We start from the raw sequence: 17,662 nt of genomic DNA on the forward strand, positions 1-17,662 counted from the left end.
AAGTGTATTTTGATTAAAAATACACTTTATAAGGGCGTTAACATGCAATATTTTTTTATTTTACCGTATATTTACCTGAGTCTTCAATTTCAATTTTAGGCAGTTTTTTGGTATTTTCAAAGGAATCAAAACCAGGTTTCAGCCATGACCAAAACGCCAACAAATCTGCATTTGTTCCATGTTCATTATTCAACAACTGATAACTTTTATCGTCCATCATTGAAGGGAAAATATGAACATTAATTGTACTTCCTGAACTTTTTGCTTTAGCTGCTAAAATATACAATTCTTTGATGTTGTCATCACCAATTGGAATACACCCAATTGTTACACAATGACCATGAATAAAAATATTATCGCCAGGATTTAGTTTATCAGCAAAAAATAAATCTGACTTATTAGGATAATTAATTCTAAAAGAAAGTAAATATTGGCTTTGTGGATTAAATAAGTCGACCACATAAAATCCTTCGGGAATTTGTTTGTCTCCAGAACGTCTTTTTGGCCCTAAAACACCTGTTGTAGCACAATAATCGTAAGTTTTCAGCAAAGAATATACGTCATTTGACTTATTTTTTGCCCAAACCTCCAATTTTTGTTCTTTTTTGAATGCTCTCAAAAACAAATCAAAATCGTTTGTATTAATTCCTTTGTCTATTAAAAGCTTTTCAACTGAAGCACCTTTTAAGCGGTTTGCTTCCTTAACTCTTGGAAATTGTAGTTGTTGACTAAAAAAATTGGGCGGCGGTATCATTGACATTAAGATAGATGTCAGAAAAAATATCGTAAAGATTCTTTTCATTTGTTTTCGAGTAAAATTTGCGAACACCGTAAATTTTGCACTTTTTTTGTATTTTTCACAATATTTTCGAGAATATTTAAGCAAAAAGTATATTGAGCAATTGATTTATTTTGTTCCGACCAACCATTTTAGAAAAATTGGCATTGCCTCACTCCATGTTTTTTGATTATGCTCACCACCAACCATCTCAACATATTCAATATCAGATTTGCTTCGATATCCTTTATTTTCGAGTTCTTTAATCAAATCTAAAGTATCATCAATTGAGTCAATTATTCCATTTCCATTGCGATCGTCAGTTTCATCATTTGTACCACATTCAAACCAAAACTTTTGTCCTACATTAAACTTTCCATTTCTTATCAAAACGTGCATAATTCGGTCGTTATGGTCATCATATCCATCTTCATACGCTTTTTTCCTCCACCAAAAAGAGCCACTAAAAACCCCAACTTTTGAAAATTTATCTGCATTTGACCAAACAATATCAATCGCCGAAAGCCCGCCTAATGAAAATCCGCAAAAATAATTATCTTCTTTCAGACTTGAAACTTTGTACGTACTCACAATTTCTGTGAAAAGTTCATTCACCACAAAATCATTATAAGCATGAGCTAAATTTCCACGGTTTTTATAGTCGGGCATTGCCTTTGTACCATATTCTTTCAATCGATTTTCATTAGTACGGATGCCAATAAAAACAAAAGGTTGAATCAGGTTGTGTAAATATAAATTATTCAAGATTTGTTCAATTTTTAGTTGTTCCAAATCTTGGCCATCATTCATGTATAAAACTTTTAAATTTTCATTCAAATCATGGTACTTTGGAGGCAAAATTATATCATAAACTACTGTTCGGTTTAAAAATTTTGAACTGATTACTTGATTCTTGATTACGGATACTTTCTGCACTTCCTACTTAAATTTTAAATGAAATAATCAGCAAATTTAACAAAACCTTTACCTTCAAAAATAAAAAAATCAAAAATCATTTGTTTCATTGATGAAATTGGACTAATATTTCAATCAAATAATTATTTTGCGGATTAATTATTAACCATTTTAGTTGACCAACTAAAAGCCATAATCAAAATATTATTCTAACAATAGGTACGTTTGCAAAATATTCATATTTTAAACAATTAAAAAACTCAAACTTATCAAAATTATATTTGGAAAAACATTTTTTCATTTCAAAAGTAAGTACGAATTTTGCACCTTCATCAATCTATTAATAAAAGTTTATGCAGGAAAAACATATAAAGTTTTATTCTCATATCATTAATCGTGATATTGATTTGCTCATCAGCGGTCATTGGGGATACCCTATTTTAATGTTTCCAACTTCTATGGGAAATTACCTCCAAAACAAAGATTTTGGACTTTTAGATACCATTGGTGATTTGATTGATGCTGGAAAAGTGAAACTTTACAATGTTGACAGCATTGATTTTCAGAGTTTTTATGCCAAAGATTTACCAGCTCATGTCAAAATTCATAATTATAACTTATACACCCAATTCCTGAAAGAAGAGCTTGTTCCTGCCATTCAAAGAGAATGTGGAGTTCATCGCATTGCGGTTGCTGGTTGTAGTTTTGGTGGATATCATTGCTCAAATTTTGCTTTCAAAAACCCTGATTTGGTAGCTCATGCGTTTAGTATGAGTGGTGCATTTAGCATCAAAAGTTTTATGAAAGGTCATTATGATGACAATGTTTATTTCAACGAACCCATGGATTTTATGAACAACGCAGAGTCTTGGAAATACAATCACATGAATATCGTTTTAGGAACTTCAGATTGGGATATTTGTCGGGAAGATAATCTAAATATGTCAAGATTATTAGCCAATAAAGGAATCAATCATTGGTACGACGAAAAACGTTGGGCTAGCCACGATTGGCCACTTTGGAAAATGATGTTTTCAGAATATGTTAGAAATATGAATTTATAATAATAAATACAATCAATTAATAATCAACGAATTATGTTTCAAAAAAAGCCCCAGAAACATGATTTAACCATTATATCACTCTTTCAACGCAGGGGTAGCAAATTGAAAAGAGAACTACGAAATCATGAAAAAAATTGGCATATTATTCGGCATGGAAGATACTTTTCCATGGGCATTTATTGAAGAGGTAAATAAAACCGCACCCAAAGGCATTATTGCGGAAGCTGTTCAAATCGACAAAGTTGAACAAGGCGTAGCAACAGATTATTCGGTAATTATTGACCGTATTTCGCAAGATGTACCTTTTTATAGAGCCTATCTTAAAAATGCGGCTTTGTGTGGAACAGCAGTAATTAACAACCCATTTTGGTGGAGTGCGGATGAAAAGTTTTTCAATAATTGCTTGGCAGTCAAATTAGGTGTTCCCGTTCCAAAAACAGTTCTTTTGCCTTCAAAGGAACGTCCAACTGATACTTCGGAAAAATCATTCAGAAATTTAGTTGCTCCACTTGATTGGGGATATATGTTCAATCAAATTGGTTTTCCTGCCTACATGAAACCGCATGCAGGTGGTGGATGGAAAAGTGTTTATCGTGTTGATAGTCCAGAGGATTTATGGCAAAAGCATGGTGAAACTGGGCAGCTTGTGATGCTTTTGCAAGAAGAAATCCAATTTACTGATTATTATCGTTGCTATTGTTTAAATGGAAAATACGTACATATTATGCCGTATGAACCACGTAATCCTCATCATTTGAGATATGCAACTCAACCAAAAACACAAGGTGAGGCACACAAAAAATTGATGGCAACTATCAATGACTACGTGTTGAAACTAAACCACGCATTAGGTTATGATTTCAATACAGTTGAGTTTGCTATTAGAGACGGAATTCCTTATGCAATCGACTTCTGTAACCCTGCTCCAGATGCTGATATTCATTCAGTTGGTCAAGGAAACTTTGATTGGATTGTTGAAAATGCTGCAAAAATGGCTATTGAAAGAGCAATTGAACAAGTTGATGGTAAAAATAATTGCACTTGGGGAACTTACGTAAAAGATGCCGTAATTTCAGAACCAATTTCGACTAAGAAAGCTCCAGCCAAGAAAAAATAGTCACTTTTCAATAGCCGATAGAATTGAAATTCTATCGGCTATATTCCCAAAGAAAAATACCGAAAAACTATGTCTCTATTTACATTAGGTATTGAAGAAGAATTTCAAACCATTGACCCAAAAACTCGTGAATTACGGTCGCACATGTCTAAATTAGTGGAAGGCGGACAAGTAATTCTACAAGAAAGAATCAAACAAGAAATGCACCAAGCGGTGGTTGAGATGATTTCGAGTGTTTGTGAAAATATACAACAAGCTCGTGAAGAAGTTACATATTTGCGTAGAATGCTTTTTGATTTAGCCGCTAAACAGAATTTGCACATTGCTGCCGCTGGAACACATCCTTTTTCTGATTGGCAAAAACAGTTAATCACAGAAGATGCACGCTACGATAAACTCATTGATGACATGAGAGATGTAGCTCGTTCTAACTTAATTTTTGGGCTACATGTTCATGTGGGAATTCCAAGTAGAGAAGAGGGAATGCAAATTTTGAATGCTGCAAGGTATTTTTTACCGCATATTTATGCCCTATCAACCAATTCACCGTTTTGGTGCGGAAGAAATACAGGTTTTAAATCATACCGTTCAAAGGTTTTTGATAAATTTCCTCGAACAGGTATTCCCGATTATTTTTCAAGTGTAGCTGAATATGACAATTATGTAAATTTGCTCATCAAAACAGGTTGTATCGACAATGGGAAGAAAATTTGGTGGGATATTCGATTACATCCATTTTATCCGACTGTTGAATTTAGGATTTGTGACATACCGATGCGAGTAGATGAAACGATTTGTTTGGCAGCATTAATGCAAGCAATTGTAGCTAAAATTCATAAACTTCACCAACAAAACCTAAGTTTCCGACCATACCACAAAATGCTTATAAGCGAAAATAAATGGCGAGCAGCACGCTACGGAATACACGGAAATTTAATTGATTTTGGGAAAGAAAAGGAAGTCCCCTATTCACATTTGGCTGAAGAATTAATGGAGTTTGTGGATGATGTTTTGGATGAATTAGGCAGCCGAAAAGAAGTGGAATATATTCATGAAATATTGAAAATGGGTAGCGGAGCCGACCGACAACTCAAAGTTTTTGAAGAGACAAAAAGCTTGAAATCAGTTGTTGATTATATCGTTTCCGAAACACGTGTTGGTCTATAAATTAGGTTTTTCTTTAGATTTTAGGCATTATTGAGTATTTTTGTGCCAAAATTATAAGTTCATCAAAATGAAAGAAAAAATAAAAATAGCAATTTTAGATATGTACAACGGTCGTCCAAATGAAGGGATGCGTTGTATAAAAATGTTGTGCGGTCAATTTCTGGCTCAAGATGGCATCGAAGGAAATTACGACATTTTTAATGTAAGACAACATTGTGAAATTCCTAAAATTGAAGAATATGATATTTTTATTTCAACGGGTGGACCAGGAAATCCATTACCAGAAGGACACGAATGGGAACAAAAGTTTGCTACCTTTCTTGACCAAATTTTTGCTCATAATCAAGTTTCAGATGCTAAGAAATACTTGTTTTTGATTTGTCATTCATTCCAAATTGCTAGTCACCATTTAAAATTTGGAGAAGTTTGTAAGCGTCGTTCGACATCTTTTGGTGTAATGCCAATCCATCGAACAAATGATGGTGAAACAGAATTATATTTCAATAATCTTCCTGAAATTTTCTTTGCAGTAGATTCGAGAGATTATCAATTAATTCAGCCAAATTGGCAAAAAATTAATGCTTTTGGGGCAAAAATTTTATGTTTAGAGAAAATCCGTGAATATGTTCCGCTTGAAAGAGCCATCATGGCGATTCGTTTTTCGGAAGAGGTTTTTGGCACACAATTTCATCCCGAAGCAGATTCAGAGGGTATGATGCGATATTTCAAACAGGAAGATAAAATGATTGCCGTCATTAGCGAGTATGGTTCAGAAAAATACGAAGAAATGATAGAGCGTCTCGACGACCCTGACAAAATTATGCTCACAGAATCAATTATAATCCCTTCTTTCTTGAATTTTGCAGCCGAACAAATATTGGCAATCGCCTAATTTTAGCATCAAACTTGATTAATAAAACTCAATGATACCTTCAATCAGACAAAAATTTAATGACAGTTTTTCGCAAGAAAAATATGATGCAATGATTGCTGAATTTCACCATGAATTTCCAAATCAGCTTGATTTTAGAGTTGCTGAAACCCCAGTATTTGTACCAAAAGAACTAAAAATTAAACTTTTACACGCCTGCAATGACATTATTGATGTTTTACTAAAACCTGATTTCAAAGAAAAAACAAACCGAGCAATTCCCGCAAATCAAAACGTACCAAACGAGGATAAACATCCAAGTTTTTTAGCGATTGACTTTGCCGTTTGTAAAGATGAAAATGGGGATTTAACACCACAATTAATTGAATTACAAGGTTTCCCATCACTTTTTGGCTATCAATGGTATTTAGGGCAGAAATATAGAAAGTTTTTTTATGACCCTAAAAACTTTACTCAATATTTTAATCGACTTTCATTCGCTTCTTATATTGATGAAATGAAAAAAGTTTTGCTTGCTGGAGAAAATGCGGAAAATGTAATTTTGTTAGAAATTTATCCAGAAAAGCAAAAAACTCGTTTAGATTTTGAAATCTCAAGACAACTTTGGGGAATTGAGCCTGTTTGTTTAACAAAAATAAAAAAGGTTGGAAAGAAAATTTTTTATGAAAAAGGCGGACGTACAATTGAAATAAAACGCATTTATAATCGCTTGATTTTTGATGATTTGCTGCAAAACTTCCCTAATTTAGAAACAAACTTCAAAATGACTGATGAAATTGAAGCCAAATGGATAACACACCCAAATTGGTTTTTTAGAATCAGTAAATTTACTTTGCCCCTATTAAAAAGTAATTTTGTTCCACAAAGTTTCTTTTTATCAGATTTAAAAGAATATCCAGCTGATTTAGAAAATTATGTTTTAAAACCTCTTTTTTCGTTTGCAGGAAGTGGGGTAAAACTACATTTTACAAAGGATGATTTGGATGCAATTTCAGATAAAGAAAACTATCTGATTCAGAGAAAAGTCAAATATGAGCCAATTATTGAAGATAAAGTAGGAAATTTGATAAAAACTGAAATCCGAATGTTATTTATTTGGGAGGATGATGCTTTACGGCCAAAATTGGTTACTAATCTTGCTCGTTTAAGTCGAGGGGAAATGATTGGCGTTAATTTTAACAAAAATTTTGATTGGGTTGGGGGAAGTTGTGCTTTTTTTGAGGATTAAATTATCCTTTCTAATTACTTAAATTCACTTGTTTTTTTTCAAGCCTAAAAAAAGAACAGTTTTTATTCCGCAAAAATCAGTTTGTTCATAAAAAGAAAAGGAGCTAAAATAAGCTCCTTTTCTAAATCTATGAAACAAAACTACTATTTATCCCACCATATTCTAGCTGTGAAAGTATCACCACCAGATATGCCAGCAACAGCTGTTTTGTAATTTTCAGGGTTGTAAGATGGTTCGGTAGATTTGTAAGGAATTCTTCTTGGAATAGTTCCATTAGAAAATCCGTTTGGATATACCACTGGAGTCAATGCAGGATAACCCGAACGACGCCAGTTAGACCAGTTCTCAATAAAGTTAAATGTAATACCTGTTGCCACCCAAATTTGCTCATTGATTTGTTTCAATGAAGCCTCGGTAGAAGATGTATTTAATGGATTTTTATCTAAATAAGAATCCATCGCTGCTACTGACTTCGCAATGGCTGCATCGGAGCTTGCGGTTGAATTGAATTGAGCCAAAGAAGCAATTGCAGCTTTAACACCATTTTTGTAGTGGTCTGCAGCAGTTGTTGCTCCAACATTCCAACCTCTAACTTTAGCTTCAGCTAAAAGTAATTCTGTTTCAGCGTAAGTCAAGACGAAGTTTACACCACTTCTGTCAACAAAAACTGAAGTTCTTGGACGAGAATATTTTCCAACTCTAGCTACATCTGCACCAGAACCAGAAGCACCAGGGTATTGCGGATGTTTAGCAATATCAGTTGCTCCACCATTCAAATCGTAGCCATTTGGAAGACCAATTTGAGCAGATTCAGAATTATCTCCTGCCAAATCTTGATTTGAATTATTTGTGTAACCAGCTTGAGCAATTTCAGCAATGGCACTGATACGTGGGTCAGAAGTACTTTTCAAATAATCAATAAAAGTTTTACTCCAACGTACTTCTCGGTAATCATCAGGAACTCTCAATGCACCGCTTGTATTGTTTCCAGCTGTTGCATTGTCAGTAATAATTTTGGCATTATCATCAACACTTGTAAATACACCACCAGCATAAGCTTTTTCAGCCCAAGTTTTGGCAGTTGCAGCATCTACTTTAGATAATCTTAAAGCCAATTTCAACATTAAAGAATAACCAAATTTTTTCCATTTTGTGATGTTTCCACCATACATTAAATCAGCAGTTGGATTAGTTTTTGAAGTACTAAGAGCTGTGATAGCAGCGTCCAATTCAGCTAATAAACCTGGATAAATTTTAGATTGAGAATCATACTTTGGTAATGTGATGCCTTCTTTAGCTTTTAAAGCTTCAGAATAAGGAACATCTCCATAACAATCGGTGATACGTGCTAAACAAAGCACTTTCATGATTGTACCAACATTATATAAGTTCGACATTTCAGGCTTATCTTTTACAAGATTTTGCATTTCATAAGAAAGCGATGCTGCACGATATGTTTCTTCGTGAACACGGCCTTGATAAGCAATAAAACTACCAGAAGCAACATATTTGTCACCATTTCCATAATAAGAAAATGTTGATGCAAGCACTTGAGTCCACATACTTTGAAACAATAATTGTGAGTATCCAGTATTACCGAACTCATATTGTGACTGTGAAAGCAAGTAATTTGGGTTAAAAACCGTAGCACTCGTCTTGTTTGGGTCAGTATTTACTTCTTCAAATTTATCTGTACATGAAGAAGCTATAAATACCGCCAAGATGGTTAATATATATCCTATTTTTTTCATAAGTGAGTCAAATTTAGAATTTAACATTTAGATTCAAGCCATAAGTTCTAGTCGATGGCAAACTGTTACCCTCAATACCAGCGTAGCTTAAAATTGAAGAGAAGCCAGCTTCTGGGTCAATATTATCAGTACGTTTCAAGAGCATAAGTAAGTTTCTAGCAACAAATGATAGCTCAATTGATTTGATTGGAGTTTTAGCAATAAACTTAGGATTGATTGAATAACCAAGCGTCACTTGACGCAATTTGATGAAACTTCCATCCATTACGTTTAAAGCTGAAATTCTTCTTGCAAGGTTTTGGTAGTATGTTTGTGCTGGAACATTTACTGCGTTTACAGCTCCATCCTTAGTTACACCAGTTGCTACTACGCCAGACTCACGTCCTGGAAGAGTAATTTGATTCAAACCACGGAAAATTGAGTAGTAATTAGTTGCTGACAACACTTTATTTCCAAAACGATAATCAATCAAGAATGAAAGATTGAAGTTTTTGTAGCTAAATTCGTTATTAAAACCACCATAGAATTTAGGTAAAACAGAACCCATTGGTGTACGAGAAGCTGCTTGAACAGGAATACCCGTATTATCAATCACGATATTTCCTTTTGCATCATAAACAAAATCGTAAGCCATGATTTGAGGGCCAGGTAATCCTTTAATCAAAGCAGTATTTGCATTTAATGGGCGATAAGTTCCTAATCCTAATTGTTGTGACTCTGAACCTGAACCGTCAATTTCTACAATTTTGTTTTTAATCCAAGTAAAGTTTAATGAGGTAGTCCATTTTAAACCTTGATTTTCAACTGGAACAGCTGTAACCAATGCTTCTAAACCAGAGTTTTGAGTTGAACCAGTACCAATTTGTTGGTTGCTAAATCCTGTCGCCTCAGATAATGAACCATTAATGATTTCGTTATTTGTTTTACGATTGAAATAAGCTAAATCTAGACCTAATCTATTTTTGTAGAATTTCAATTCTGTACCAAGTTCAAATTCTGAAAGTGTATAAGGTTTCAAGAATAAATTTGGCAAAGTACTACTAAATGAACCAGTTGTGATGCCTTGAATTGCAGAACCTACACTATAATACTGTGATGTACTGTAAGGATTAGCTGGCTCACCACTTACAACAGCATAAGATGCTCTAAATTTACCATAACTAAGATTTGAAGAATTTACCAATTCAGTGAAATCATAGCTTAACGAAACCGATGGTGTGAAAATGCCATAGTTATTTTTTGGCAAAGTTGAGAAAGCATCATAACGGCCAGTGGTCGATAGAATCAATTGATTTTTATAATTGAAATCTAATGAATAGTAAGCCGAATTTGCTTGTCTTTCGTTATAATCGTATGAACGGTTAAATGAAAGAACGTTGAGTGGACTGTAGAAGAAAGGAATTACAAAAGGGCCACCACCGATAGCCATTCTATCATATTTGTTTTTGCGAGTTGCAACCCCAACAATCGCATCCATGCTGATATCTTTAACCAAATTAAAGCTTCCTCCAAGAATTGCGTCAGCATTTAGCTCAGAAGTAGTTGATTTTGAAAGTTCATCAAATCCACCTTTCTGACCATTTGAATATGCAGTACCAGTTGGCGTTATTTTAAAAATCCCGTCATTTAATTGGTCATAACCTAAACGTACTTGAGAATAGATATTTTTTGTAATATCATATTTGGCTGTCAATGCCGAAATCATACGTTTACGCTTAACATCATTTTGATAACGATTTACTACGAACCAAGGGTTTGTTACATAAATATCATCATTGTATTGAATCTCATTACCATACTCAGTACTTGCATCATAGCCTGGTTTCAAGGCAGCTTGATTAAGACTAGTTGCCAAGAAATTGATGTTATTAGCATTCATCGGGCCATCACTCAATTGTGGCTTATTATTATTTTTCTCATCAACATAATTTACCATTACATCAACTTTCAGTTTTTGTCCAAATTTTTGAGAACCCGTAAAGTTGAATGTTTTGCGGTCAAGACCACTATTACGCAAAATTGAATTATTACCCAAATTAGCCAATGATAATCTGAAATTACCAGTTTCATTTCCGCTAGCAATTGCCAATGAGTTTGTTAAAGAAGAACCCAAACGATAAAAGTTTTTCATGTTATCTTTTACCGCAGAATATGGATAATTTTTCCCGTCAAATTGGATAGTTGAAGCTCCATCTAATTTTTCGCCCCAACTCAACATTCCACTGTTTAATGCACTTACAGTATTTGTTGGTCTTTTTCCATTTAAACCTTGTCCATAAACATATTGATAATCTGTAAAGTTGATTGCTTGCTCGCTTACGGCGTTCAAATTATAATCAACAGACATTTTACCTTTTTTACCAGATTTTGTTGTAATCAAGATTACACCATTGGCAGCTCTTGCACCATATAGAGCAGATGCCGATGCACCTTTCAAAACCGACATACTTTCGATATCATCAGGGTTTAGGTTAGAGATACCATCTCCGTTATCTGCACCACCCCACTCACCAGCACTACCTCTTTGAGTATTGTCAATTGGCACACCGTTCATAACTATTAAAGGCGAACTAGCTGTAAAACTTGCCATACCTCTAAGTAAAATTCTTGCAGATGAACCAGACCCACCGTTGGTACCTGAAATGTTCAAACCAGCAACTCTACCTGCCATCGAATAGGCAACGTTTGTTTCACGGGCTTTTGTCATTTGGTCGCCATTAACGGTTGTTACTGCATAACCAACTTTACGTGCCTCTTTTGAAATACCCAAGGCTGTTACTACAACCTCGTTCAGAACACCTGCTTCTGCTTTCAAGCTAATGTCTATTACGCTTGAACTTCCAACAGTTACATTGACTGCTCCATAACCAATGTAACTAAACGTGAGAACGCTTCCCTTAGCGGCATCAATCGCATACTCGCCTTTCTCGTTAGAAATAGTTCCTTTTGTCGAACCTTTAATGGCGACATTTACCCCATAAAGCGGTGAACCTCCATCGTCTGATACTTTCCCTTTTATAGTCATCGTTTGGGCAAAACCCACTACAGAAACTAGAGAAAATATGAAGGCATAAAAAAACAGTCGTAATGTTTTCTTCATATTTAAAATTTAGGTTAATTGTTAAAGAATTTTGTAAAAACTCATGTTAAAAGTATTAATACACGAATAATTTTTTATTAATTTTTGATTAACAAAAGCACTTAACCTTAATACTATTTTATCCAAGCGATGGTTAAAATAATACTATTCAACAAAAAAGTTCTATCTAAACGGCGTTAAATAGAACTTTAGTTTTATTTTTAATAAATTTTAAAATATATAAACAATTTTGATTTTTTTTTAAGATTCTAAAATTTCTTTATAAGAAACCTCATATTCTTCAGAGTAAAGCCTTTGATAATCTTTTGCAAATTTTTCGTAAGAACTTTTCGCTAACGAATGTTTTCCCAAATAAACTAATGATTTGCATTTAAGTGACATAGCAGTTTCATCTACAGAATCAAATTTAAAAATGTTATCAGCAATTTCAATAATCTCTTCAGCGTATTGGGAAATAGGAAGTTGCTCTGAGTAGGCCAAATAAGCATCTATTACTTTATTTGATATTTCAGCCTTGAAATCATCTAACCATTCATACTCAAGATTTGATAAAAAAGCTCCTTGATTAACAATGGACGTTAAATCATTTATTTGTTCCACATTTAGCGTTTTCTTTGCATTTGTAAGTTTCTGAAACTCAAAATAATCAATACTCACTTTTGAAGGCTCAAAAACTATTTTCCAATTTCCGGTATCTTTTGTAATTTGGATTGCTGGTAATTGTTCAAAAATCGTTTTAAGTTTCGTTATATTGACCGAACGATTATTTCTAGCACTGCTTGTTGTTTTATCATTCCAAAACATATCATTCAGTTGAGAAGAATTTACCCCTTTGTTCCACTTAATCGAATTGAGCAGCAGGTACAAAAACATCTCTTTCAAAAGCGGTGAAAATTGGTTTGTCAAATCAACACCATTATTATTTATAAACTGAAATCCCCCAAACAATGAAATTTTACCTTTATTTTCATTTCCTACATTTATAATATTATCATGCATTTCTTGTGGAATTTCAGATTCTTCATTGAGGGCTACGTTTTCTTCATTTACCAAATTTGATTGGTAATTATTATTAATTAAATACCAAATAACACCAAATAAAACTGTTAAAATTAATACCGCAAAAAGACCAAATTTAACTGTACTTTGAAAAAAAGAAGGATTATTTTTAGCTACTACTGGCAGATTTGACGGTGGAAAGTCTAGGGAATAAATTTCTATTTCGGTTGAATCAGCAGGTAAACGGTCAAAAAAACTCGTTACACAATACAATTTTGAGTTAATTTTATCAAAATATAAATCAGCAAAACTTGAAACATCAATAAATTTGTAAGGTATTTCTTTGGAAATTCTGTTTAATTCTGGTTTTGACAACGAACCTTCTACCAACTGCAAACTAGACTTAAATTTTAGCTGGTTATAAATCAATCCATAAAAGGAGTCTTTACTTTGATTAACAATCAACGATGAAGCAACCACAAAAGTAGAATCTGGATTTTTCAAATCGTACACTTTTCTAACTCTGTTTTTTTGCCAGTCAATTTCAAATAAATCATAATAATTTTGAGGATTCATTCCTTGATCACCGGTTTTTGAACCAAATCCACCAAATAAATATGACTTCATATTTTCTTTGCTACCAAGACCAAACATATAACGCGGTTCAATTATATCTCCTGTCATACTTAAATCAGACCAAGAATTTGTATTAAAAGAAAACTTTTGCACACGATTTTTATACTTATATTGACCGTACCCTCCAATTAAGACCAAAGCGGTGTCATTTGGATAAGCGTATTTATTATGGTGCCAATATTCCGTTAAATTATATTTAGTGTTTGCCGAAATATTCCAATTATTTTTATTGAAATCATAATCGAAAATCTGTCTTTCGTTCAATCTGACATTCACTAATTTATTATTCAAAAAAATCGCACAATCACCAAAAGTAAATTTCTTGTGTGAAGAAGTAAAATTTTTATATGAAAGTGAATCGTTTTTTGTGCTAAAAAAGTAAGTTTTTAAATCAGAATTAATTTGAATTACCCTTGATTTGTCATTAAATGCAAAACTAGAATTACCCTTAAATTTCAACTTTTTTAAAAGTTTCCATTCAAAATGATTTTTAAGTAGCCATTGTGCATTCTTGCTTATCGCCTTACTCTGTGCAACATTATCCATCGAATTATTACCATAAATCTCTCTTAGTGGCCAATGATGAAGTAATTCATTCGCCGATTTTATGGTAACATTTCGCAAATACATTGGAAGTACATCACTGGTCAGAAATTTTGGGTGCGAACATTCGCCAAAGTAAATTTTGAAACATTTTTTGAAGCTAAACGGAATAGCTCCTTTTCCATACAATTGATTATTACAAAAAATTTTGAGTTGATTATCTTCTATTTGAACTTTAAATAAATTCCATTTCGAATATAATGTAACCGAATCTAATTGTTTTTCAAGTTTGATATCTTTATCTCCAGATATTATTCTAAATTTTTGTTGTTTCCCCTTTGAATCTGACTGAAAAAGTAAATCAATATTTTTATTATCTTGGTCAATAATTCTGAAAACATAACCAAAATATGAACTGACATTAGGTTTAAATTTTATTTCAAATGCAAGTTCGAGGTCACTTTTTGTGCAGAAATTATTCTCATCACCCAAAATAAGAGAGGTTCGTTTATCTGTAATTACTTCATGACCCAAAAACTCCAAACCATATTCTTGACAAAAAGCCAGATTTATAGCAAATTGAAAATACAAGAATAGAAAGGTTAAAATTTTTATTGGTAGATATTTTAACCGCATAAGTAAATAGTAGTTGATTGTGTAAAATAATAGGAGATTAACATAAACACCTCATTATCAATAATTTAAAGCAAATAAACTTTATTTATAAAATTCATTAAGAAATATTTAATCCGATATTAATATCTTATTAATTTTTTATTTGCTAAGCTTTATAACTTGGTATTTTCAATAATATTTACAAATCTATTTTGTAAGCATACAAAATGCAAATTTGTTAGTCAATTAATTAAAATATTTAATATTATCAATATTAAATTTAAATATTTTAATATTCGACCTATTCATCAATTTATATAAATTAGACTACCTTAAAATGAAACATTTTCTAAAAATCTTAACAATTATATTGGCCTTTAATTTTAAGAGTTATGGTCAAAATACAATCCATCAAACATCTTCTAAATATGAATATCCAACTGACCCGCTCGTTAAGCAAAAATTGGAAGAATGGAGAAATCTTAAATTTGGTATTATTATTCATTGGGGACTTTATTCTGTTCCTGGAATAATTGAATCATGGGAGTTGTGTAACGAGGATTGGATTAACCGAGATAGTACATCAAAATACGACGAATATAAAAAATGGTATTGGGGATTAAATACGCAATTCAATCCAACAAAATTTGACCCACAATCATGGGCTAAAGCAGCCAAAGATGCTGGTATGAAATATGTGGTTTTTACAACAAAACACCACGACGGCTTCAATATGTTTGATACCAAATTTTCTGACTTTAAAATAAGCAATGGGCCGTTTGCTCAAAACCCAAAAGCAGACATCGCAAAATACGTTTTTGATGCCTTCAGAAAAGAGAATTTTATGATTGGTGCATATTTTTCAAAACCTGATTGGCATTCACAATATTTTTGGTGGGACAGATATGCAACTGCCGACCGAAATGTAAATTACGATATTCGCAAATTTCCTTGGCGATGGAATCAATTCAAAACCTTTAGTTATAATCAAATTAATGAACTTACTTCTAACTATGGCAAAATTGATATTCTTTGGCTTGATGGAGGTTGGGTTCGTCCGCTGGAAACTGTAAATGAAGAAGTTCGTTCCTGGGGTGCTAGAATACCCGAATGGAGTCAGCACATTGATATGCCAAAAATTGCTCAAATGACAAGAAAAAATCAACCAGGTATATTAATGGTTGATAGAACAGTTCATGGCCCTTACGAAAATTATCGTACACCTGAACAAAGTATTCCGAAAACAAAATTAGATACGCCTTGGGAAAGTTGTATCACTTTGGGCGGTGCTTGGGGCTATGTGCCGAATGACCAGTTTAAATCTTCAACTAAAGTTATTCATACTCTAATCGAGGTTGTTGCTAAAGGTGGGAGTTTACTTCTAGGTGTTGGACCAACGGCTGAAGGCATATTTTTACCAGCTCAGATTGAGCGATTAAAAGAAATCGGTGAATGGCTAAAACTGAATGGAGAAGCTATTTATAATACCCGTGCAATTGATAATTTTAATGACAAGGAAGTGTATTTTACCAAAAGTTTGACTAACAAATTTTACGCTATGGTCCGAATTGGAGAAAACCAAAGTCCAGAAGCCATTATTAGCTGGGCAAATAATGTTCCAAAAAGTGGAAGTCAAGTTGTTTTATTGAGCGAAAATCTAAAACTCAAATGGGAGAAAAAGGGAAATAAAACTTTTGTATATTTACCCAAAGAATTAGTTGAAAAATATAAAAATTACCCAGCCTTTGCTTTAAAATTTGAGATGTAATTATGAAAAATAAAATAGCAATTTTCGCAATTTTATTAAGCTTTAATGCTTTTTCACAAGTAAAAATGGTAAATAACCAATTTATTGATTCTTTTCCTGTTGAAAAATCTTGCCATGCTTCTACAATAGTAGAATTATCAAATGGGAAGTTTATGGCCGCATGGTTTGCTGGAGAATATGAAAGTCACCCAAAAGTTGGTATTTATATTTCAACATTAGAGGAGGGTATTTGGAGCAAACCAACAAAAATTGCAGACGGGATTGAAAATGAAGATAAACAATTTGCTTGCTGGAATCCAGTACTTTTCAAAAATAATTTGGGTAAATTATTCTTATTTTACAAGGTTGGTATCAATCCAAGAGAATGGTGGGGCGTGATGAAAACCTCAAATGATGAAGGGAAAACGTGGTCAAAAGCGTCAAAATTACCCAAAGATATACTTGGCCCAATAAAAAATAAACCCATTCAATTGCCTTCAGGTGAAATCTTGTCTCCATCCAGCACTGAAAGTTTAGATGCCAAAATTTGGAAAACGCATGTAGAATTCTCTGATGCGAATGGCGAGAATTGGGAAAAAATTGACATTGATTGTGCAGATTACGGTGTTATCCAACCAAGCATTTTAACCCATAAAGATGGTAGATTGCAAATGTTACTCCGTAGTCGTCAAAATAACATTATTCAGTCTTGGTCAGTTGATAATGGAAAAACTTGGAGCAAACTCTCCCCTATTAATTTACCAAATCCAAATTCAGGCATTGATGCAGTTACACTTAAAAATGGCGACTTTTTGTTGGTCTATAATCCTCTACCTTCTGGAAAAGACTGGTCAAATGGTAGAAATATATTAAAAGTAGCCATTTCAAAAGATGGAAATAACTGGACGGATATTTACGAACTAGAAAATCAGAAGAAAGCAGAATTTAGCTACCCAGCTATTATTCAAGCAAATGATGGAAATATTCATATTACCTATACCTATGACCGAAAGTTAATAAAAAATGTAGTTTTAAAGGTTGAGTAACCTACTTTTAGGCTATCAATAATAAAACGCAAACTTTTTGTGTCAATAAATAAAAAGCCCAACA

General features: G+C 33.1%; 12 protein-coding genes. 7 read left to right on the forward strand and 5 right to left on the reverse strand.

Going from position 1 to position 17,662, the window contains the following annotated elements; translation table 11 throughout:
• Positions 1 to 55: 55 nt before the first annotated feature.
• Entirely contained in the window at positions 56 to 802 is a 747-nt protein-coding gene (locus MJQ71_RS05700) for a L,D-transpeptidase family protein (RefSeq protein ID WP_238805316.1), read from the reverse strand.
• A gap of 105 nt (positions 803 to 907) precedes the next feature.
• Complete coding sequence (locus tag MJQ71_RS05705; protein WP_238805318.1) at positions 908 to 1,714, reverse strand: alpha/beta hydrolase; 807 nt, start codon at positions 1,712 to 1,714, stop codon at positions 908 to 910.
• 332 nt (positions 1,715 to 2,046) lie between these two features.
• Here MJQ71_RS05705 and MJQ71_RS05710 point away from each other — a divergent pair, with 332 nt between their 5' ends.
• The 5 genes from MJQ71_RS05710 (at position 2,047) to MJQ71_RS05730 (ending at position 7,161) form a co-directional block, all read left to right on the forward strand.
• On the forward strand, positions 2,047 to 2,757 hold the full coding sequence (locus MJQ71_RS05710; RefSeq protein ID WP_238805320.1) for an alpha/beta hydrolase-fold protein: 711 nt from the start codon (positions 2,047 to 2,049) through the stop codon (positions 2,755 to 2,757).
• Between the two features lie 124 nt (positions 2,758 to 2,881).
• Entirely contained in the window at positions 2,882 to 3,874 is a 993-nt protein-coding gene (locus MJQ71_RS05715; protein WP_238805322.1) for an ATP-grasp domain-containing protein, read from the forward strand.
• Positions 3,875 to 3,943: 69 nt separating this feature from the next.
• A complete protein-coding gene (locus MJQ71_RS05720; RefSeq protein WP_238805324.1) occupies positions 3,944 to 5,041 on the forward strand; it encodes a carboxylate-amine ligase in 1,098 nt (365 codons plus the stop codon).
• Between the two features lie 67 nt (positions 5,042 to 5,108).
• Positions 5,109 to 5,933, forward strand: coding sequence for a type 1 glutamine amidotransferase (locus tag MJQ71_RS05725; protein ID WP_238805325.1), 825 nt, complete (start codon positions 5,109 to 5,111; stop codon positions 5,931 to 5,933).
• Positions 5,934 to 5,964: 31 nt separating this feature from the next.
• Positions 5,965 to 7,161, forward strand: coding sequence for a hypothetical protein (locus MJQ71_RS05730; RefSeq protein ID WP_238805326.1), 1,197 nt, complete (start codon positions 5,965 to 5,967; stop codon positions 7,159 to 7,161).
• Positions 7,162 to 7,304: 143 nt separating this feature from the next.
• On the opposite strand, the gene MJQ71_RS05735 is transcribed toward MJQ71_RS05730, so the two are convergent.
• The 3 genes from MJQ71_RS05735 to MJQ71_RS05745 form a co-directional block, all read right to left on the reverse strand.
• Positions 7,305 to 8,912, reverse strand: a complete 1,608-nt coding sequence (locus tag MJQ71_RS05735; protein WP_238805328.1) for a SusD/RagB family nutrient-binding outer membrane lipoprotein — start codon at positions 8,910 to 8,912, stop codon at positions 7,305 to 7,307.
• Positions 8,913 to 8,925: 13 nt separating this feature from the next.
• Positions 8,926 to 12,012 (reverse strand): SusC/RagA family TonB-linked outer membrane protein, encoded by a 3,087-nt coding sequence (locus MJQ71_RS05740; RefSeq protein ID WP_238805330.1) that lies wholly within the window; start codon positions 12,010 to 12,012, stop codon positions 8,926 to 8,928.
• Between the two features lie 240 nt (positions 12,013 to 12,252).
• Positions 12,253 to 14,781, reverse strand: a complete 2,529-nt coding sequence (locus MJQ71_RS05745; protein ID WP_238805332.1) for a hypothetical protein — start codon at positions 14,779 to 14,781, stop codon at positions 12,253 to 12,255.
• A gap of 361 nt (positions 14,782 to 15,142) precedes the next feature.
• Between MJQ71_RS05745 and MJQ71_RS05750 the strand changes: the two genes are divergently transcribed.
• Both MJQ71_RS05750 and MJQ71_RS05755 read left to right on the forward strand, forming a co-directional pair.
• Positions 15,143 to 16,573, forward strand: coding sequence for an alpha-L-fucosidase (locus MJQ71_RS05750; RefSeq protein WP_238805335.1), 1,431 nt, complete (start codon positions 15,143 to 15,145; stop codon positions 16,571 to 16,573).
• Between the two features lie 2 nt (positions 16,574 to 16,575).
• On the forward strand, positions 16,576 to 17,598 hold the full coding sequence (locus MJQ71_RS05755) for a sialidase family protein (RefSeq protein WP_238805337.1): 1,023 nt from the start codon (positions 16,576 to 16,578) through the stop codon (positions 17,596 to 17,598).
• Positions 17,599 to 17,662: the final 64 nt, after the last annotated feature.

The organism is Emticicia aquatica, assembly GCF_923079645.1.
Taxonomy (GTDB): domain Bacteria; phylum Bacteroidota; class Bacteroidia; order Cytophagales; family Spirosomataceae; genus Emticicia; species Emticicia aquatica.